This is a genomic window from Rufibacter sediminis, assembly GCF_014269285.1.
GTDB lineage: Bacteria > Bacteroidota > Bacteroidia > Cytophagales > Hymenobacteraceae > Nibribacter > Nibribacter sediminis.
The window spans coordinates 127,257-147,819 of the sequence record NZ_JACOAF010000008.1; the positions used below are offsets into that span (position 1 = coordinate 127,257).

Annotated in this window: 15 protein-coding genes; 11 read left to right on the top strand and 4 right to left on the bottom strand. The window is 44.1% G+C overall.

Features of this window, described 5'->3' with window-relative positions:
- Positions 1-268: 268 nt before the first annotated feature.
- From H7U12_RS03420 to H7U12_RS03460, 9 genes are read left to right on the top strand one after another with little or no spacing between them, the layout of a single operon-like run.
- On the top strand, positions 269-1,393 hold the full coding sequence (locus H7U12_RS03420; RefSeq protein ID WP_186632920.1) for a glycosyltransferase: 1,125 nt from the start codon (positions 269-271) through the stop codon (positions 1,391-1,393).
- Positions 1,394-1,426: 33 nt separating this feature from the next.
- Positions 1,427-1,792 carry a hypothetical protein gene (locus tag H7U12_RS03425; RefSeq protein ID WP_186632923.1) on the top strand — a complete coding sequence of 122 codons (366 nt, stop codon included), beginning with the start codon at positions 1,427-1,429 and terminating at the stop codon, positions 1,790-1,792.
- A gap of 50 nt (positions 1,793-1,842) precedes the next feature.
- The gene (locus H7U12_RS03430) at positions 1,843-2,550 is read left to right on the top strand and encodes a rhamnan synthesis F family protein (RefSeq protein ID WP_186632926.1); all 708 of its coding nucleotides are present in this window, start codon (positions 1,843-1,845) and stop codon (positions 2,548-2,550) included.
- Entirely contained in the window at positions 2,534-3,460 is a 927-nt protein-coding gene (locus tag H7U12_RS03435) for a hypothetical protein (RefSeq protein ID WP_186632929.1), read from the top strand. Before H7U12_RS03430 ends, H7U12_RS03435 begins: the two co-directional genes overlap by 17 nt.
- A gap of 15 nt (positions 3,461-3,475) precedes the next feature.
- Positions 3,476-4,345 (top strand): hypothetical protein, encoded by an 870-nt coding sequence (locus H7U12_RS03440; protein WP_186632932.1) that lies wholly within the window; start codon positions 3,476-3,478, stop codon positions 4,343-4,345.
- 10 nt (positions 4,346-4,355) lie between these two features.
- A complete protein-coding gene (locus tag H7U12_RS03445) occupies positions 4,356-6,500 on the top strand; it encodes a glycosyltransferase (protein ID WP_255897402.1) in 2,145 nt (714 codons plus the stop codon).
- A gap of 4 nt (positions 6,501-6,504) precedes the next feature.
- Complete coding sequence (locus H7U12_RS03450; RefSeq protein ID WP_186632938.1) at positions 6,505-7,290, top strand: glycosyltransferase family 92 protein; 786 nt, start codon at positions 6,505-6,507, stop codon at positions 7,288-7,290.
- 11 nt (positions 7,291-7,301) lie between these two features.
- Positions 7,302-8,090: an ABC transporter permease gene (locus H7U12_RS03455; protein WP_186632941.1), complete on the top strand. Its 789-nt coding sequence runs from the start codon at positions 7,302-7,304 to the stop codon at positions 8,088-8,090.
- Between the two features lie 3 nt (positions 8,091-8,093).
- Positions 8,094-8,828 (top strand): ABC transporter ATP-binding protein, encoded by a 735-nt coding sequence (locus tag H7U12_RS03460; protein ID WP_186632944.1) that lies wholly within the window; start codon positions 8,094-8,096, stop codon positions 8,826-8,828.
- Between the two features lie 35 nt (positions 8,829-8,863).
- Here H7U12_RS03460 and H7U12_RS03465 read toward each other — a convergent pair whose 3' ends face one another.
- Both H7U12_RS03465 and H7U12_RS03470 read right to left on the bottom strand, forming a co-directional pair.
- A complete protein-coding gene (locus H7U12_RS03465) occupies positions 8,864-10,144 on the bottom strand; it encodes an O-antigen ligase family protein (protein WP_186632947.1) in 1,281 nt (426 codons plus the stop codon).
- Between the two features lie 427 nt (positions 10,145-10,571).
- Positions 10,572-10,970 carry a hypothetical protein gene (locus H7U12_RS03470; RefSeq protein WP_186632949.1) on the bottom strand — a complete coding sequence of 133 codons (399 nt, stop codon included), beginning with the start codon at positions 10,968-10,970 and terminating at the stop codon, positions 10,572-10,574.
- 603 nt (positions 10,971-11,573) lie between these two features.
- On the opposite strand from H7U12_RS03470, the gene H7U12_RS03475 reads away from it, so the two are divergent.
- Together H7U12_RS03475 and H7U12_RS03480 are read left to right on the top strand one after the other, a co-directional pair.
- Positions 11,574-14,927: a VCBS repeat-containing protein gene (locus H7U12_RS03475; RefSeq protein ID WP_186632952.1), complete on the top strand. Its 3,354-nt coding sequence runs from the start codon at positions 11,574-11,576 to the stop codon at positions 14,925-14,927.
- Entirely contained in the window at positions 14,927-16,279 is a 1,353-nt protein-coding gene (locus tag H7U12_RS03480; RefSeq protein WP_241749088.1) for a vanadium-dependent haloperoxidase, read from the top strand. Before H7U12_RS03475 ends, H7U12_RS03480 begins: the two co-directional genes overlap by 1 nt.
- Before the next feature lie 198 nt (positions 16,280-16,477).
- Here the strand turns inward: H7U12_RS03480 and H7U12_RS03485 are convergent, their stop codons facing one another.
- Both H7U12_RS03485 and hrpB read right to left on the bottom strand, forming a co-directional pair.
- Positions 16,478-16,909: a hypothetical protein gene (locus H7U12_RS03485; protein WP_186632955.1), complete on the bottom strand. Its 432-nt coding sequence runs from the start codon at positions 16,907-16,909 to the stop codon at positions 16,478-16,480.
- A 628-nt stretch (positions 16,910-17,537) separates the two neighbouring features.
- Positions 17,538-19,976, bottom strand: a complete 2,439-nt coding sequence (gene hrpB / locus H7U12_RS03490; RefSeq protein WP_186632958.1) for an ATP-dependent helicase HrpB — start codon at positions 19,974-19,976, stop codon at positions 17,538-17,540.
- Positions 19,977-20,563 lie beyond the last annotated feature (587 nt).

Below are 20,563 nucleotides of genomic sequence, written 5' to 3' on the forward strand. Positions count from 1 at the left end.
TAGATTTTCACCATAAAGAAGTGATTTGATAAAATTATAGTATTTCAATCTTTGCTTATGATCTGAAAGCGTATAAACGCATGACTGAAATAGATATTAAATAATCTTTCTATTCTAAATAGGGTTAAAATCATTTCAACAGGTCTGTACAGTATAGGAACAGTCTAAATAGTAGTCAGCCAATTTTAATATATTATTTATAGTTATATTTGCTTCATATAGTAGTGAAGAGTTAATGGTAACTATTAGTGCTGAACCCCCCAGGCTAATGAAGATAGTACACATAATAGAGCCTTTTGCTTCTGGAGTAGCAGTTTTTGTAAAGTCCCTTACAGAGACAATGCCCGAAGACCTGCATATCGTCATTCATGGCGAGCGGAAGCAAGTCATGTCTGCCAAAGAGGTGAAGCGAATCTTCCCTAAGCAGAACGTGCGCTTCATCCGGTGGAAATCTGTTCAACGTTCCATCAATCCCTTCAAAGATTTTCGTGCGTTCACAGAACTGCACAACATTCTTAAAAGACTTTCCCAGAAAGGGTTTGTGGATGCAGTGCATTTGCATTCCTCTAAAAGTGGTTTCTTGGGAAGACTCGCCTGCAGGTTTGCTGGAATCAAGAATGTAGTCTATACTCCAAACGGAGCTCCATTCCTATCAGGCAGTAATCCCTTTACGAACTTTCTATTTAAACAAATTGAAAGATTTGGAAATAAAGTCGGCGGGAAAGTTGTTTGCTGCTCCGCGTCCGAGCTAGCTGAATATCAAAAGATAGGTATTGACGCAAGTTTTATCAACAACGGAGTTTCCCTAAAAGAAACTGCCCCGCTAAGTTCACCGCGCGGCAAAAAGGATAAATTTCAAGTAATTACCACAGGTCGGATAGAGGAGCAAAAGAATCCCGCCTTATTTAATGCTATTGCTTCATTTTTTGAGGACTACGATCAGATAGAATTCATTTGGGCTGGTGACGGGAAGGATAGAGCTGTATTGACTTCAAAAAATATCACAGTCACTGGTTGGCAAGACGCAAGCTCCATCAAGGAACTGGTCAGCCAGTCCGACGTGTTTATTTCCACTTCTTTGTTTGAGGGTCTTTCTTTTAGTGTCTTGGAAGCACTTGCCTTGAAAAAGCCAGTCTTGTTGAGCGAATGTGTAGGAAATGCAGATATCATCATGACCGGTTTAAATGGAGACGTATTCAATACTGAAACAGAAGCAATCGTTAAAATTCTGAACTACTTCAACAATCAGGAGATGCTGGAAGTAATGGGCGAATATTCTTTTGAGGTCTGCAGTGATAAATTTAATGTGGACTCCAACTTCAAGCATTATAGAAAGGCTTATCAAATGGATGAAGGGCAAAAGGAACATATTCCTTTGATTGGAGTAGCATGATCATTTTACAGGATATTATTTAAGATTACATAGATGAGAAATACCTTATTACTTCATGATTTCACTTCAAAACCAGACCCTATAGAGGATATTAATAAATCCTTAAAGGCAATTCAACAGCAGTTGCTTTCTGAAATAGCCTATAAACAAGATGTTATATCTGCTAAAGATAAAGAAATAGCTACGTTAAAAGAGGAGCTGAGGTGTAGTCATGAGGCCATTGAGATTCTTGAAAAAAAAATCCAAGAAGTTGAGAGAAAAAACGAAGGGAACAAACAGCTTAATAAGAAATTGATTAATGAAGTGGTTAGGAGACAGCAGGATATAGAATGGTATAAGCGAACGTACGAACGTCGTAGTTTTTTAGGGATGCTGAAGGAGAAAGTATTAAAACGCTGATTTGTTTAATTATTTTAAATGCCTCTTTTATAAACTAATTTTTGTAGATAATGATTAGCGTTCTTTTGCATCTCTATTATCCTGAATCAGTAAAGACTGTTTTGCCACAAATAAGTAAGGATTTTTTAGTAGGGAATAAGCTTTATATTAACCTAGTTAATAATGCACCTTTCGATGAAAGTGCCTTTGATAATTTTGATAATTTAACGCTGTTAAAAAGTTCTAATGTAGGTAAGGATATTGGAGGTAAACTTGTTTTAATTGATTCTCTCCTGACTATGCAGGATAATAGCAAGTTTTGGGTTTTTCTTCATGATAAGAATAGTCCTCATACAACAACAGGTAAATTCTGGAGGGATTCTTTATTTTCAATTATTGATATCAAAAATAAAGAATCTATTTTGAAGAAGATGGAGAGTAATAATGTTAGTGTTGTTACTCATAAAAATTATATAATGAATGAATGGGATGCTCAGCAAAATAAATTCAAAACGATAAATAATGATAAAATTTTAGAATTAAAGAGTAAATATCAAATTAATCCTTCTTCTTATGAATTTGCTGCTGGTACTATGTTTTGGGCGAAAAGTGATCCCTTAAAAAACTTTTTCAGTAAGTATAGTCCACTTGAAATTAGATCCACTTTAGAAAAAGGTAATGTTTTAGATCATCATTTTGGAACAAATGCCCACTCATGGGAACGACTTCTAAGTTGGATTGCATTAGGAGAAACAAAAAAAATTGAAGGAATTGGATAATTTATTTAAAAATATCTATTTAGATATTACGCCAGAAATAGCTTATTCTTTACTGAATGGTAAAGAATATCTTAATTCTACCTTAGCTATACATTTGCCCGAAAATGAGGAAATTTTTATTCAATTATATAGCGGAATTGCAAATAAAGGTAATAATTCAATAACCTTTGTTTTGTCTTCAGGAGAAAAGCCTATAAGCCTTCTGATCTTTATGACAAGATTCTTTTTTCTTAAGAATTATTGCTTTAAGAATAACTCTCCTGTCATCGTGCTTAAAGGGGAGGTGAATGAAGTCAATGTCAAGTTCCTAAATAATTGGTGCTTTACTCATGGGTACGATGAGCCAGTTTATTGTGAGATCATTGATTCTTTAAAAAATAAAGCTAGTGATGAGGATAGCTTGCTTTACATTCCTTCGGTTTCAAACGAAGTATTTTTTTCTAATTTCTTTGAAAAGGTAATTGCTCTTGAATGGTTATCTCAAAAAATTTTATTACCAATTTCTTCATTAGAAGATTGGGAATATGTCAGTAGTTGCTTCAAGGATTTATCAAGGCTTTTGCAAGATAAATATCCAGGTGTTTTATTTGTTTTAGAAACACTAGCAAGATTTGAGAGTGAGAAGAAAAAAAATGAAACAATAATTAGGTTTCAGGAAATAGAAATCAATAATCATAAACTGTATAATAGTTTGCTGAGAGGCTCTTTGCCAGAGTCCAATTATAATACTTCTTCAATGTCACATTTCTCTTCAGATGATGTTGAGAAAATCAAAAGAGATTGTTCAAGGCTTTTTGTTGAGATTGGTAAACTAAGGAATGATCTTGCATGGTACAGAAGAACCTATGAAGAAAGAAGTGTTCTGGGAATTGTCAAAGAAAGGCTGCTTAAAAGAGTTAAAAACAGGTGATATTTAAAGTGAAAGGTGTCAAAAAGCGAAGAAGTGGAGAATTTATTGCAGAATCTTAGTATATTAATGAAAGCTGAGACTATTTTAGAAGAATTTTCCTACTTCTCTTCTTCTAAAATAGATTTTGCCATTGAACTCCCGACCAAAAAAGGTGTATTGGATAGGTTGTACTCCGCGTTAGCCGGAGTAAGGAAACCCCTAAATAATAAGTTCTTCTTTGTGATGAATGGACTTGGTGAGTTATCCTCTTCTTATATTGAAAGTTTAGGAAGGTTTTTCTTTTTAAAAAATTATAAACTCTCAAGTGTAAGTACACCAGTTATACTGTTATTAAATGGTAGCTCTAGTTTAAATAATGAGATACTTAACTCTTGGTGTATCTCTCAGAGTTTGTTTAAACCTAAAGTTATAAACTACACTATAGCAGAGCCTGAAACCTTAGATAAAGACATTTCTTATTTAGAAGAGACAGATTTTAGAAATTTTGTTGACTTTGATTCTCTTCCTGAATCTACTGTTATTAAGCGCTTATTGCAACCTACAATAATCAGAATAAATAACTTTGAAAGTTATCTTGAATTAATGGATGTTTTCAAGAAGCATGAATTGTCGATTGCTAACAAATATCCTAATGCTATTGCATTGGTGAAATATACGTCAAAGTTAGAAGGTGAAATTTTTTTGTGCCGCATTTCTATTTCTTACTTGCAGAATGAATCTACGTTCTTAAAAATGTTCAATGAATTGCTCCGAACTAATAATGAATCTCAAACCATTTTAAAATTTTATAATGAACAATACGAGGTTCTGCCTTTGTGGTATAAAAGATTTGGGCATATAATTAAAATATTATCAGGTAAGAGGAAATTAAAATTTCCCTTTTAAGTACAGTAATTTGAAATATTGGATTCTAACGAGTGAATATCCCCCTTTTTATGGAGGAGGTATAAGTACCTACTGTTACTTTACTGCTAAATCAATGGTAAAGGCAGAAATAGATGTAACTGTGTTTGTACCTGATGCTACAATCTCCAGTTTTGAAGTGATAGTGAATGAAGATAAAGTTAGAATAGTTAAATTCAGCCCGAATTATAGTGGAAAGGCTGATTCGTTGGGGTATGTAGCTAATCTAAGCTTATCATTCGCTGAGATAGTAAAAAAATTTATCAAAAGTGAGAGTGAGCCTAACTTTATAGAAGCTCAGGATTATTTAGGTATAGCCTATTATCTACTTCAATATAAATTAACGAGTGTTGTTAAACTAGAGCACGTACCCATTGTTCTTACATTACATTCTCCAGCATTCATATATTTAGACTATAATAGAGTCCCTACATATCGGTTTCCAGAATTCTGGACGTGTGAAATGGAGAAGTCCTCCATCTTATCTGCTGATATTCTAATTTCTCCTACTCAGTTTTTAGTAGATGAGATACAAAAATACGTAAATATTGACAATAAGACTGTACACGTAATTCCTAATCCATTCGTTTCTAATGAATATACTAAACCATTTTCCTTCCAGAGGAATAAGGTGGTTTACTATGGCAAACTCTCTCCCCAGAAAGGCACTTTTCAATTATTAGAATACTTTGACGAATTATGGAGAGAAGGAAATGATTATAAATTAACTATTATCGGTGGAACTGATATCGTTTATTATCCAGAGTTCCGGACAATGGGGCAGATAGTAGAAGAGCGGTATGGGAATTATATAAGTAGTGGTCTTCTAGAATTAAAAGGAAAAATTTCACCTAATAAGATCTCTGAATATTTAGACGATGCCCACCTTATTTTGGTCCCAAGCATAGTTGATAATCTTCCATACGTGGTTTTAGAAGCAATGGCCAACAAAAGACCAGTTCTTGCTTCAGTACAAGGAGGCCAAAGGGAAATTATTACTGATGGTGTTAATGGTTTTCTTTTTGATCATTCAGAGCCGGGTAGCTTTTCATCTAAACTACTCAAAGTATTGCAAATGAATGAAGAGCAGCTGACAGAGATCACAACTAATGCTTTTGCTGGGTTAGATAGATATTATCCAGATTATATTCTAACTAAGAAGTTAGATGTTCTTAAAAACTTTACTATTGAAGGTGGTCTTGATACTTATCCATTTGAGTTTCAAGAAGATTATACTTCTAAGACAAATACACTAAATGATGACCTCTTGTCTGTTGTGATACCTTATTTTAATATGGGGGAGTACATAGAAGAATGTGTAGAATCGGTTTTATCATCTGATTATACTTCACTTGAAGTCATCATCGTCAATGATGGATCAACAGATAGATCTAGTCTAAACAAATTAGAAGAAATAAAGTCAAAGTCTAAAGTTGTTATTCTAAACCAAAGAAACTCCGGGGTAGCTGATGCTAGGAACTTTGGAGCAGAAAATGCAAATGGTAGGTTCTTAGCTTTCCTTGATGCAGATGACAAAGTGTCAAGAAGCTACTATTCTAAAGCTATAGCTATTCTAAATCAGTACAAAAACGTTTTCTTTGTAGGATGTTGGGTTAAATATTTTGGTGACAGTAGTCAAATATGGCCTACTTTGAACCCCCAGCCACCTTATCTCTTAGTTCATAATACAGTAAATAGTAGTGCTCTTGTATACGAGCGCAATGCTTTTCTATTGAACGGGAAAAATGATAAGTTTGTAGACTATGGTTTAGAAGATTATGAGAGTGTGTTAAATATGGTTAGTTGTGGCTTTAATGGTGTAGTTATTCCAGAAGTGCATTTTCACTACCGTATCCGACCTGGATCAATGATACGTAAAATTAGAACTGAAAAGTGGTTGTACTCCTATAGCTACATTGCTAAAAAACACGAGCAATACTTTAAGTCTTTCGCTACTTCGGTTATAAATATACAGAATGCAAACGGGCCTGGATTTACTTATGATAATCCTACACTTGATGAGTATAATAACAAGTTTAAATTACTAGTGCCTTATATGAAAAGGTTAGTCACCCAATACCCTGGCTTAAAGAAGCCCTTATTAAGCGCAATGCAACTTTTTAAATTAAACAAATAAGAGAATGAAGAATTTCTTGTCCCTAGTTATCATTGTTAAAGATGAAGATGCTTATCTAAAAGAATTCATTGAATACTATAGAATGTTAGGGGTTGATCATTTCTATTTTTATGATAATGATAGTGCTGTGCCAGTGAAAAGTATTCTTAAAGAATATGATAACAAAACAGTAACTATAAACAAAATAGTAGGTAAGGCTAAGCAAATGGAGGCTTATAAGCATTTCCTGTTTTATTATGGTAAAGATTCTAGATGGGCTGGTTTCATTGACTTAGATGAATTCATTGTTCCTAAGACAACATATTCTCTTACTGAGTTTTTGAAGGATTATGAATATGCAGATGCACTTGGTGTAAATTGGGTTCTTTTTGGACATAATGATCATGAAATTAAGCCAGCTGGGTTAGTAACTGAGAATTACATCAAGAGAGAATTTCGTCAGAATGTTCACATTAAATCAATAGTGAATCCTAGGAAGGCTTTATATGCTGCTAATCCTCATTTCATAGTTATGAAAGATGGCTCTCATTATGTTGATGCTAAGCATTCCCCTATTACAAGTGCTTTCAATGAGAATCATACTATAGATGTCGTGCAAATGAATCATTATTTCACAAAATCTGCTGAAGAATTTATTAAAAAAGCACGTCGTGGCAGAGCTGATACAGGGGAACAAAGAAATGTAGAGATTGAATTCGAGCAATATAGAAATATTTGGAATGAGTACACCGACACTTATTTAGTCGATAAATACCTAATTGATCTTAAAAGATCAATGGGGATAGGTTAATTTTTATCTTTATGATTTACTTCTCTACTAATAGGGCTGAAAGGCTCTGGCTTTTAGCTAAAATTGAATTTAAACTTAGGTACTATGAAAATAAATTAGGATTGCTCTGGGCTCTAATTAAACCCATTACAGACATCACTATTTATTATATAGCATTTAATGTCGTAATTAAACAGAATATTCCATCTTTTGTTGCTTACCTATTTAGTGGTCTGATCCTTTGGAATTTTTTTCTTGAGTCCACTACTGGAACGGTGCAGATACTAAGAACAAAAAAATTTCTATATGAGTATAATAATATGCAAAAGATAGATATTTATATATCTACTCTACTGGCTAACAGTATAGGTTTGTTCTTTAACATTTGTATGTTTTTCGCCTATTTTTTCCTTATTGATAAGGAGGGTGATAACCTGCACTTAGCAGTTTTTAGCAACTATATATACCTTATTCCTGTTTTTTTTAACCTCTTTTTGCTTTCCATCGCTTTCTCATTGGTTTTGTCTACGTTGTATGTTTTTATGCATGATATTCATCAGATATGGCAAGTTGTGGCAGGTTTATTTTTTATTTTAACGCCTATTGTATTTAAAACTGAAGATTACTTAAGGGCTTTGCCCGTTTTTGCTGAGTTAAACCCAATGGCAGGAATCATTATAAACTTCAGGAGAATTGTATTGCAGAATACCTCTCCAGACTTTTATTTATTAATGCTTGATTTAGGCTATGCAATGTTTCTTTTCTTGCTCGGATTGTTCCTTCTGAAGAGAATTGGCTCCAAAGCTGCTGAAAAACTATAATATATGTCGCAAGAAATAGCAATTCAGGCTGAGAATATTAGTAAAGTCTTTCATATCACTGAAGATAATCACAATACAGTTAAAGGCCGATTATTTAATATCTTTAACCCTCCTAGATCAAAAGCAATAATGGCTTTAAAACATATGAGTTTTGAAGTTAGAAAAGGAGAATGCATCGGTTTGATTGGTAGAAATGGAAGTGGTAAATCTACTCTTACCAGAATTTTAGCAGGTGTTTATCCTACAGATAGTGGCTATATCCAAATCAATGGGACAACAATGCTTATGAACCTTGGTGTTGGAATGAGCCATGAATTGACTGCTAGAGAAAACGTCTATGTGTCTAGTTCTGTAATGGGAATGAAGATTAAAGAAGTAGATGCTATTTTTGACGAAATAATTGCATTTGCAGAGATTGAAGGCTTTGTAGATACAAAGATTAAGTTCTTTTCCTCTGGAATGGTAGCTAGATTAGCTTTCTCTATTGCAGTAAAAGCTGGTGCTGACATTATGTTTCTTGATGAAATATTTGCTGTTGGAGACGCTAAATTTCAGGATAAGGCTATAAAGGTTTTTGAAAGCTCGTGGATACAAGGAAGAACAGTCATACTTGTAAGCCATAGTATGGAAGTTATAAAGAAGTATTGTACTAGAGCGGCCTTCCTTAAGCATGGTGAGTTGATCTACTATGGTGATACTGAAAAAGCGATAGATCTTTACATGCAAGATAACCAGTAAGTTATTTGTATTGTTAAAAGAGACAGCCCAGCGGATTATTGCTGGGCTGTCTCTTTTTTATAGCTCTCTGTTAATAAAAACGGAATAAAGAACCCAACCAGCATAGTCCCTAAGTTTTTCCCAAAATAAACTTCAGTTACCCAAGCGGCAGCGAAGGTTAAAATGATAATAATCGCTAGAACATTTTGGTTCTTGTAAGCAGAAAAGAAGGGTAGTAGTAACCAGCCGGTTAAGAACATAATAAAGCCAATCATACCTGTGCTGAAAAGGATATCGAGGTAGTTGCTATGAACATTCTTTTCAGTTTCTATGGCCATGTAAAACTTCTTCTCTTTGTATTTCTCAAGAAGGACAGCCTCTTTATCGCCTAGGTCCACTCCTTTAACTGGGCTGCTCTGAAATACCTCTAGCCCACAGGTCCAGGCCGCCAACCTGAAATTTGCCCCATTCCACTGATCGGGGGTTATTTCCATGTTATAGTGACTTTCTTTACCACGACTTTCAAAGTCAAAGCTCTGGTACGTCAGTTCTTTATACCGATTGAAAGTAGAGGGCATTAGCTTGTTTATAGCTATTATTCCCATAAATAAGCCTAAAACGAGTGTGGCACCTTCTAATATTTTCCGGTAACGGATAATGTAATAGAAGCTAAAGCTGAGGGTGGTAACCAGCAGCAGTGCAAACATGACTCTGCTAGCCAATAAATAGCTGAAGGCAAAAAGCACTATCACAGCCAATGTCATAGTTCCTTTGTAGTTACTTTTACCAAAAAAGATCACTTTCGCAAAAATGAAGATGGCAATATTGATCGCTAGCGCTACATAGATGGATTGTTGTCTCGTGATGCTGGTGAGTGCATCGTTATACATGTAATCGGGTCTATGGAGAGTGGTGGAGGAATAAATGCTGGTGGCAATACATAGAACAGCTACTAACGTGGTGATGCAGGCAAACATTAGCAGGACGTTGTCCTTGAAGCTTTTTCTGAGCTCCAGCATCCCGATGCTGGCCGGAAAGAGCAACAGCGGTAGCCTGATTTTTAGATGATGAAGTCCACGGCCAATGTCATCGGAGAGCAAGGTGCTCACAACCAAGGCAAGGAAAAATAAAAGCATCCATTGAAGGTAGGGTCTTTGTTGAAGTACCCTTTTTTTGTCTTTCAGGGTGCCCATGGTAAAACTGTACACAACCAGAGCACCGGTCACCACTGCATTGATGCCGCTTAAATGCGCGAAGTAGAGCGTGATGAAGAACAAAAGTATCAGGACAAAAAGCCCTTTCTCCTTCGTGGTAAGTTCTTGAAAAGTGGAAATCATTTTGGGGTAGGCAATGATGGAATTTTGAATTTATTCTTGTACAAAATATGCGTATACTTCAGGTGAAAGATAGACCAGAAGCAGCGTCCTACAAAAGTAACCAATGAATTTGTTTTAGCCACTCAATAAAGCATCCGTTGATATACTGGTTAGGTAAATGTTGTATCAGTGAAAATGATCAAACCGAAAGGGTGTAACAAAGACTTGGCAAATCTTCTCTCTAATCTTACATTCAAACTGAGATCTAACTGAGAGATTGGGGAACTGTTTCTCGCTTGTTTTCTTAAAAGGAAGCCTAAAGCGTCCTACAACTACATGGCACCACTACAGAGAGCCGAGGCATCTTTTAAGGCTGTTTTCAGAAAAGACACAAAAAAAGGTGCGAGCCCTTAGACCCGCACCCCTTGCATGATGAGCTTAGGCTTGCCTAGCCTTGGTTTTGATTGTAATCACCTCCGTTATAGCCACCATCGTTGTAGTCTCCGCTTTGCTGAGGGGCGCCGTTGAGGTCTCCACCGTAACCGGCTCCCGCACCAGTGGCGGTGCTTTGGTCTAAGCTGGCCTGGTTACTGCCTTGGTTTTTTCCCTTGCCTTTTTTCCCGTAGCTCGCTTGGCTCGGGCTGGATTTTTTGCTTGATCTGTTCAGGAAAAAGCCATAGGCAATGAGGCCCAGTCCAGCTGCAAAAGCCACGTATTGCTTGTCTTTGTTGCGGAGCGACTGGTAAAATCTCATCCCGTTATCGGCCGGATTGTTGATGATGTTGGAGATTTCCTGCGGATTCTGGATAAGGTCTGTAAGGGCTTTGGTTTCTTGATTATCTTCCATAGTTATAAAGGTTTATGAGAAGTTAGGTACGGCTTTCGCCCTTGAAAGATGTCTCTACCTGCTTATATATTTGTCGACAAGTCACTTTGTAACATTGTTTACAAATCAACTTGTCACTTTGTAAACAATGTGACTTATAAGCCAATCCCAGCGGCTATGGATAATGCTCTACCCACCAGAGACGAAATATTCAGTGCGCAGACCTCCATTCCTCTACATGAAAGCAGTTATAAACCAACTTCTTATCCTGATCAATCAATTTGCCTTGACTGGGAGCTTTGCGGCTAGTTTATAGAAAACGAGCTGAAAACAGCTGACACTGCCCTGATCTTTAGATGCAGAGAAAACGGTTCTAGAGATTCCATCTACCTCTTCAGTTATGGGTATAATTCCCTGGCGAGTTATTCCTGTCAATCAATTCTCATCTGTTTATGCCTAATAAGCTGTTGCAACCTGGTAAGAGGAGTTCATGGCTAGAACGGGCACCACTCTCCAATGCATACCTCAAGCCGTTTTGAGGCCATTTTCTCAATTTGAGCCTAAAATGGGGCAAGGAGATGTGAAAAAATTTCTGTATTATTATAGGCTTTTTAATAATCCATCATGTATTTGTTTCATCGTACTTCCCTGTGGGGGATAGCCCTGGTGGTGCTGGGGGTTTTTGGCTGCCAGAAGAAAAGCCCGGATAAAGAAACAAGGGGCGAGGCTAGCCAAGCTGCCAAACCTCCTCTCTTTACCTTGCTGACCACGGAAAAAACCAACGTCAGCTTCAACAATACCCTATCTGAGACGCCTTTCGCCAACATCATTTCCTACCAGTATTTCTACAATGGGGGAGGGGTAGCCATCGGGGACTTGAACAATGACGGATTGCAGGACCTATACTTTTCAGGGAACATGGTGTCCAACAAACTGTACCTGAACAAAGGCCAGATGCGGTTCCAGGACGTGACTACCGCGGCCGGTGTAGGTGGCCAGCCAAGCACCTGGAAAACCGGCACCACCATTGCCGATGTCAACGGCGATGGCCTCCCGGATATTTACCAGTGTTACTCAGGCAACATGCCCGGCAGTGCCCGGGTAAACCAGCTGTTCATCAACCAGGGCGCTGATAAGAACGGCGTGCCTACCTTCGTGGACAAAGCCCGGGAAATGGGCCTCGCCGATTCCTCGTACAGCACCCACGCCGTCTTCTTTGACTACGACCGCGACCATGACCTGGACATGTTCCTGCTGAACCACAACCCCCGTCAGTTCAATAATCTGGACGACGTCACCATTCAGGAAATCCTGAAGAAGCCCGAGCGCAACATGCAGACCAAACTGTTCCAGAACAATAAAGGCATGTTCAAGGATGTCTCTGATAAAGCCGGGCTGCACAAATCGGCGTTTTCGTATGGGTTAGGGGCGGGCGTCGCGGACATCAACCAGGACGGTTGGCCCGATATCTATGTGTCCAATGATTACTCGGCCCCGGATTTTCTGCTGATCAACAACCAGAACGGCACCTTCACGGATAAATCGAAGGCCAGCCTTCAGCACACCTCCATCTACTCCATGGGCAACGACATCGCCGACATCAACAACGACGGCCTGCTGGACATCATGAGCCTGGACATGCTGCCCGAGGACAACAAACGCCAGAAACTGCTCTTTGGACCAGACAATTACGAGTATTTTGACATGATCGTGCGGGCCGGGTTCAACCACCAGTACATGCGCAACATGCTGCAGGTGAACAACGGCAACGGCACCTTCAGCGAGGTAGGGCAGCTGAGCGGCGTCTCCAACACCGACTGGAGCTGGGCTCCCCTGGTCGCCGATTATGATAACGATGGCCTCAAAGACCTGTTCGTGAGCAACGGCTTCCTGAAGGATTTCACCAACATGGACTTCATCAAGTTCCGGAGCGCCTACTTTCAGTACCTCAGAGGCAAGGTGACGCCCCAGAGCGTGATGAACCTGCTTTCTAAAATGCCCGCTTCCAACGTGAACAATTACATGTTCAAGAACACGGGCAACCTGCAGTTCCAAAACATGGGCCAGAATTGGGGCTTCAGCCAGCCATCCAACAGCAACGGAGCCGCCTACGCCGATCTGGACAACGACGGGGACCTGGACCTGGTGGCCAACAACGTGAACCAACCGGCCTTTATCTACCAGAACCAGTCTGACAAGCAATTGAAGCACCACTACCTGCAAGTGAAACTGGTGGGCACCGGCCAGAACACCAACGGGCTAGGCGCCAAAGTGACCCTGTACCACAAAGGCCAGCAGCAGTACCAGGAGCAGATGCCCTCCCGCGGCTACCAATCCACAGTATCGCCGGTGTTGCATTTCGGGTTGGGTAATGACGCCGCCCTTGATTCCCTGCGCATTGTGTGGGTAGGGGGCAAGCAGCAGGTACTCACCCAGGTTAAAGCCAACCAGGTGCTCACGCTGGAAGAGAAAAACGCCACCTCCAGCTACTCCGCGCCGTCAGCGGGCAAGCCGTACTTCACAGAGGTTGCTTCACCGGTGACCTTCGCGCACCAGAAAACCCCTCTGAACGATTTCAAACGTCAGCCGCTCCTCATCAATCCTATGTCCTTTTCGGGGCCGTGTTTGGTAAAAGGCGATGTAAACGGCGATGGGTTGGAGGATGTATTTGCCGGAGGAGCCGCCGGGCAGCAGGGAGCGGTCTATTTACAGGCCCAAAACGGAAAATTCGCCCTAAAACCCAACCCCGCTTTTGCCGCCGATAAAGCCAGCGATGACGTGGATGCGCTCTTCTTTGATGCGAACAATGACCAGATCTTAGACTTATACGTGGTGAGTGGTGGGTATCATAACTTTATGCCCAATGACGCTGCTCTGCAGGACCGCCTGTACCTGAACGACGGAAAGGGCAATTTCACTAAAGCGACCCAGGCCTTGCCGCCGATGCTTACAAGCAAGAGTTGCGTACGGTCCACGGATGTGAACGGAGACGGATTTCAGGATTTGTTTGTAGGTGGCCGCGTGACGCCCGGCCGGTACCCGGAGGCCCCCAGAAGTTACCTGCTGCTCAATAATGGCAAAGGTCAGTTTACCGATAAAACCCAGGAAATAGCCCCAAAACTCGCCACCATCGGGATGGTCACGGATGCGGCCTGGCATGACCTGAACGGCGATAACAAAGCGGAGTTGATTCTGGTGGGCGAGTGGATGCCCATCACCGTTTTCAGCCCCAAAAATGGAAAACTAGCCGAAAACACCCGTGCCTTCTTCTCCAGAGATTACAGCGGCTGGTGGAACAAACTGCTCATCGGGGACTTCAACCAGGACAAGCGGCCAGATCTGATCATTGGGAACCAGGGGCTGAACACCCAGTGCAAGGCCTCCGCCAAAGAACCCGCCGAGCTGGTGTACAAAGATTTTGATGACAACGGCGCGGTAGACCCTATCCTGTGTTTTTACATGCAAGGCAAAAGCTATCCGTACGTCACCCGCGACGAACTCCTGGACCAGGTGAGCATGATGCGCACCCGCTTCCAGGACTACGGCAGCTACGCCAACGCCACCTTGCAAAACATCTTCTCCCCCGAGGAACTTAAGGACGCGGGCCGATTGTCTTGCAACTACCTGCAAACCGCTTATTTTCAAGGGAGTGAAAACGGAAAGTTCAAGGAAATGAAATTGCCAGTGGAAGTTCAGTTTTCCCCCATTTTTGCCTTGGCCGCCCTGGATTACAACCAGGACAGTGCCCCGGATGTGCTTTTGGGCGGCAATGTGAACAAAGCCCGCCTGCGGTTCGGGAAATCCGATGCCAATTACGGCCTGCTACTGCAAAACGACGGCAAAGGAAACTTTACCTGCGTGCCGCAGCAGAAATCGGGGTTCAGGATAACGGGAGATGTGCGGAGTATCCTACCGATGAAGAATACCGTGTTTTTTGGGATAAACCAGATGCCTGTCAAAGCCTACCGTCTACAATAATGAAGAAGTTTTTACCGGTCCTGCTGCTTTGGGTGGCGCTGTGGGGATGCACCGCTCCGGGGCAGCAGAAAAAACAGAACCTGGCGTTCAGCAGCCAGCACATCAGCCTGGTCATTGATAAGATGACGGATATTATGGTGAATGACGTCACCAATCCGCCGCTGGCGGCGCGCTTTTTCTCGTATGCCACCCTCGCGGGGTATGAGGTGATCGCGCAGAACGACAGCAGCTACCAAAGCATGCACGGCCTTCTGAAGAACTATCCGCAGCTCACCAAACCTCAGGAGATCACGGGCTATTCCACTGAACTCAGTGCCGTGCTGGCCATGCTGGAAACGGCCAAAAAGATGCAGCCCTCGGGCGTGTTGCTGGATTCGCTGGAGGTTCAGTTTCTGGATTCCTGCCGCCGTGAAGGCCTCGCCGAAGAAGTGATCACTTCCTCCCTGGCGTATGCTCAATCAGTGAGTAAAGCGATGCTCGCCTACGCCAAAGCCGATAAATACAACCGCATCAGCAATTACCCCAGGTACACGCCCAAAGAAGGCGAAGGCAACTGGTATCCCACGCCGCCCGCCTACTTCGCCCCGGTAGAGCCGTATTTCAACACCATCCGCTCATTTACCCTGGACACCTGCACGCAATTCAAACCCGCCGCGCCGGTCGCCTTTTCCACAAACAAGAATTCTGGTTTTTATAAGCTGATGCGGCAGAACTATACACAAAGCCAGGACTTGTCAAAGGAGCATCTGGAGGCGGCTTTGTTCTGGGATTGTAATCCCTTCGCCTTGCAGGACAACGGGCACCTGCAGGCCGGCCTGAAGAAGATTTCGCCCGGCGCGCATTGGCTGGGGATCACGGGCATTGCCTGCCAGAAAAGCAAAGCCGATTTCGCCAAGTCCATGAAGGTGCACGCCATGGTGTCCATTGCGCTGATGGATGGGTTCATAGCCTGCTGGGACGAGAAATTCCGCAGCAACCGCATCCGTCCCGAAACCGCCATCCGCAAGTACATTGATCCGTCGTACCGGCCACTGCTGCAAACGCCGCCTTTCCCGGAGTACCTCAGCGGACATTCCACCATCTCGGCGGCCTCGGCGGTTATCCTGAGCCATTACTTCGGGGATGCATTTGAATACATCGATACTGTGGAGGAGCGTTTCGGATTGCCGAGCCGTACGTTCAGTTCTTTCCAGGAAGCCGCCATTGAGGCCGGGCTTTCTCGTTTCTATGGCGGCATTCACTTCATGGACGCCATTGACAACGGCCGCAAACAAGGTTTGGAGGTAGGGGAGTGGGTGCTTCGGAAGGTGGAAGGTGCCCCGCAGGTTTTGGCGGTAGTACCTAAGAAGTGAGTTTTAAAAGGACCTATGGGCTGCTGATTTGTATGAGGTCAACAATTGATCTCCCCAGAGAGCATTTCACTAGCGCCTAACCACGCGGCCTTCATTGTTGCATAACAACTTGAAGCTTAACATTCACTCTATATATAAAGAGAAAAGCCGCTCTTACAAAGGAGTAAGAGCGGCTTTTGTTTATTGTAGTATCTGTGATTAACCTAACCAGGCGTTCCAGGGAATACGGCTCAGAATCAGCACCAAACCTAATCCGTAGAAAATGGCCACGGTTTTGAAGCCCCGGTTGGTACCCACCTGACGTTTCGACTTAGAATAGCCAATAGTGATCAGAACCACGGCCAGAACCATCATCAAGGGGTGCTCCAGAAAGTATAAACGGGAAGTCGCGTCTTTCATGGCGGCGCCGGATGCGTTGGACATCCCCAGCGGAGATACGAAATAAAGAATCAACCCGATCACCCACTGCAGGTGCGTGGGGATCAAGCCCAACAAACCAAATTTCCGATTTTTATCCGTGAAGGTTTTCCCCCCGAATAATCCGGCCAAAGCCGCGATAAACGAGAGCGCTACCCCTAAAAGCACCAGATACGCCAAACCAGAGTGCGCGTGCTGTAGTCCTGTGTACATAATTACAATAATTGGTTGCAGACGTAAATATAGGTAATACCTGACGTTGCAAACTAATGGCAGAAGCGCAAAAGTAAAACTAACCCCTTCGCATGAACTGCCGGGCACCAAAAGCCATTTTGGGGCCGTTTTCTGAAAAGAGGCCAAAAACTAAGCAGGATCTTCAGCGCCTGCTTCCTGACACTAGAGCTAAACTGCCCGGTAGTCCGCTACTGTAGAAGCGAGCGGGTCATCGCTACGGACGGGGATGTTCTTTTACTTAGAACCTGTTTAGTAAAGCAGAAAGGAAGCGAGTCTACCCGTCATTGTTGGTGTTCTCACCAACAAACCAGGCACAGGAGCCGTCCCACTTGCTGATGAGAGCACATAGCAAGGGTAAAAGCTAATCGCTGTTTCTTTACTAAACAGGTTTCTGGAGAGATTCCGGGTGCCTGCTTCCATCGCTAAGCTTTTAAAATATGAATCCCGTTTCGGGCCTGATTTAGAAAAACAGGCCCGAAACGGGAATACGCTACTAGATAGAGGGTGCCGGAGGCGAGAAGTGGCTTGATTTCCTGTTCTCAGTAAACCTGATCCGCATTTGTCACGGATCATTCTCAAGCTTCAGCGGAGTAAACGCAATAGGTCTTTAGCGCCAGTTTACCTTGGGGAAGCGGGCTTTTAGGGAGCCTCTTATTAAGCTGTATTCCTCTTGCCAGAAGTAGGGCAGGCTGTTGACCACTTTCAAGGGCTTTAGATCTGGAGTGAGCAAGTGCAGCGCCACGCCTACGTCACCAGCGTCTACGGTGGGGTTGTTTTCCCAGTCCAGCACGTCTTGCAGCCGGATCTCCAGCAGCGGCGGTTGCCCGTTGCCGGGGTAGGCGAGTTCCATTTCGTGGCCGTCTGGCAGCACCAGGGTAGCGGGAGCCAGTTCAGATAGCCGTTGGCGTTGTTCCTGGTTCAGCATGTTTTGCAGCAGGGGCAGCAGGTCGATGTCCAGCAGATCCTGACCAATCTCCACGTCCTCCAGATGGTAGGCCAGCCACTCGTGACAGGTGAGCAGCAGGGTAGGGGTGCTGAGATCAGGGAAGCCTTCGGTGGGGTGCCATTTCCTTAAGCTCAACACGCGATTCTGAAACTGCTTCACCTCGTCAGAGAAATTGAGCCAGTGCTCGCCTTCGCGCTTGATGAGATCACAGATGGCCGGGAGCAGGAAGCGTTCATCGGGCTCCGGTAAAGGTTTGCTCTGGAGCACGATGTTCCCGATGCGCATGTCGCGGGAAGCGGTGAGTTCACCTTCTTCAGGGTCCCAGGTGACTACGTCTTTTTGCTTCACCAGTGGGGCCAGGTCCTTGGGGTTGAGCGGCGAGGCAAGGAAAATACGGCCTACGTTCTCGCCGCCGGCGTGCAGGTGCGCAATGGCCAGCCACGGGTCATGGGCCAGATCATCACGGTGGCCGGCCGAGGCGTATTTACCGTTGGCGAGCTGGAACTGGGCGTTATTGCCCGGCCGGGCGAAGGCAATGCGCTCTGGGTAGCAGTTGGCCAGCAGCAAACCGGTCTCGTACGGGTCCACGACGGTGTTCTCGGCCTCTATCTGGAACATGCGGCGGTAAGAGGCCGCAATCTTGTCAATTTTGGCGAAGCGTTTCTGGTGCAGCTGCTCTTTCCGGGTTCTTCGGAGGGCTTCAATGCGCAGGTTTAGGTCAATACCGGCCTCGCGGGGCAGCGGGTCGCGCTCTTCCAGCAGGGCAGCAATATCCGTGGCCAGCGCCAGTTGCCCCGATTCCTGGGCGGCCAGCAGCATGTGGGCCAAGCGCGGGTGGGTGGGCAGGGCGTGCATCTTGCGGCCGTGCTCAGTAATGCGGCCGTTTTCCAGCGCATTGAGTTGGTGCAATGTTTCCTGGGCGTGCAACAGGGCGGCTTTAGGCGGTGGCGTGAGCCAGGTGAGGGCCCTTATGTCGGTGATGCCCCAAGCGGCCATGTCCAGCACCAGCGGCGCCAGATCGGCTTCCTGAATCTCTGGGGTGCGGTGCGGAGCCAGACGGGCGTGCAGGGCTTCGGTCCAGAGGCGGTAGCAGGTACCCGGACCTAACCGGCCGGCCCGACCGGCGCGTTGGTCGGCGGCGTCTTTGGAGATGCGTACTGTTTCCAGCCGACTAAGGCCGGTGGCCGGATCAAAGCGCTGCGTCTTGGCAAAGCCGGTATCAATGACCACCGTCACGCCTTCAATGGTCAGGCTGGTCTCGGCAATGGAGGTCGCCAGCACCACTTTGCGCTTGCCGTTGCGGTCTGGCATGATGGCGGCGTACTGCTTGCCGGGCGGTAACATGCCGTACAGCGGGTGGATGGCCACATTTCGCAGGCCGCGCCGCAGCAGGTCCTCCACTTTCCGGATGTCCTGCTCGCCGGGCAGAAACACCAGTACATCGCCTTGTTTTTCCTGCAAGGCTTTGCGCACGGCGCGCTCGGTCATCTCGTGCAGCAGTTGGGCATCGGTCTCGCCGGCGTACTGCACGTCTATGGGGTATTGCCGCCCCTGGCTGGTGACCGCCGGAGCGTTGAGCAGACGGGTAAGTTGGGGCATGTTGAGCGTGGCGCTCATGACCAGAATGCGGAGGTCGGGGCGTTGCGTGGCCTGGGCTTCGCGGCTGAGGGCCATGGCTACATCGGCGTGAATGCTGCGCTCGTGGAACTCGTCAAAAATGACCAGCCCTACACCTTTCAGGGCATTGTCTGAGTGCAGCATGCGGGTGAGGATGCCCTCGGTGACTACTTCCAGGCGGGTCTTCTCGGAGATGCGGTTCTCAAACCGGATGCGGTACCCCACAGTCTGGCCCACCTCTTCGCCCAAAAGCTGCGCCAGCCGTTCGGCAATGGTGCGGGCGGCCAGCCGGCGGGGTTCCAGCATGATGATTTTCTGCCCCTTCAGCCAGGCTTCTTCTAAGAGGGCCAACGGCAGCAAAGTACTCTTGCCCGCTCCCGGAGGCGCGTTCACGATGAGCGTGTTCTGAGCCGCCAGGTGCTCCCGCACGGCGGGAATGATCTCCCGAACGGGTAAGTCTATGGAAAATGGATCGAATGTCAAGCGAACGGATTTTGAAGATATATGTGCAGGTTCTTTCCCTAAAAGCCTGCCTCCAAAGGTACGGGAAATAACGCGGGTTCTACATGCCAGGTGTTCCGCGTCACGTGAAAGGTTTTTGGACCTCAGTAATACGAAGGTGCTTACTTAGGTCAAGTTTCTGTGCGGTGTGGTCCAGCTAAAAAGCTTCATAAACGGGTAAGCTCCTTTACTAGATTGGAGACCTCGTTTCTATCATTGCCTCTATAAAAGAAGGTGAAGGCATCATGTGGACACGAGGAGCTTCTAGTTACCTGCTACAGGTGTCCCTCTTTCGCTGAAAAGGCATCATTTTCCTGTAAACATTATGTAATATTAAAAATGTCTAATTTTATAATTTAATTATTATAGATTTGCGACCATATTACACTGATTTGCGTAGATACTTTCCAGTTAAGTATCCTTTAGTCATTCCCTAACCTTTTCTGTTTTGAGCTTCCTTTTACAAAAAAGGTCTCGAAACAGTATAAACCGCAATTATTCATCAAGTCTACTCCTTTTGGGAGGAAAGAGGGCCCTCAGAGATGCTGGCTCACTACTCACGGAGAACC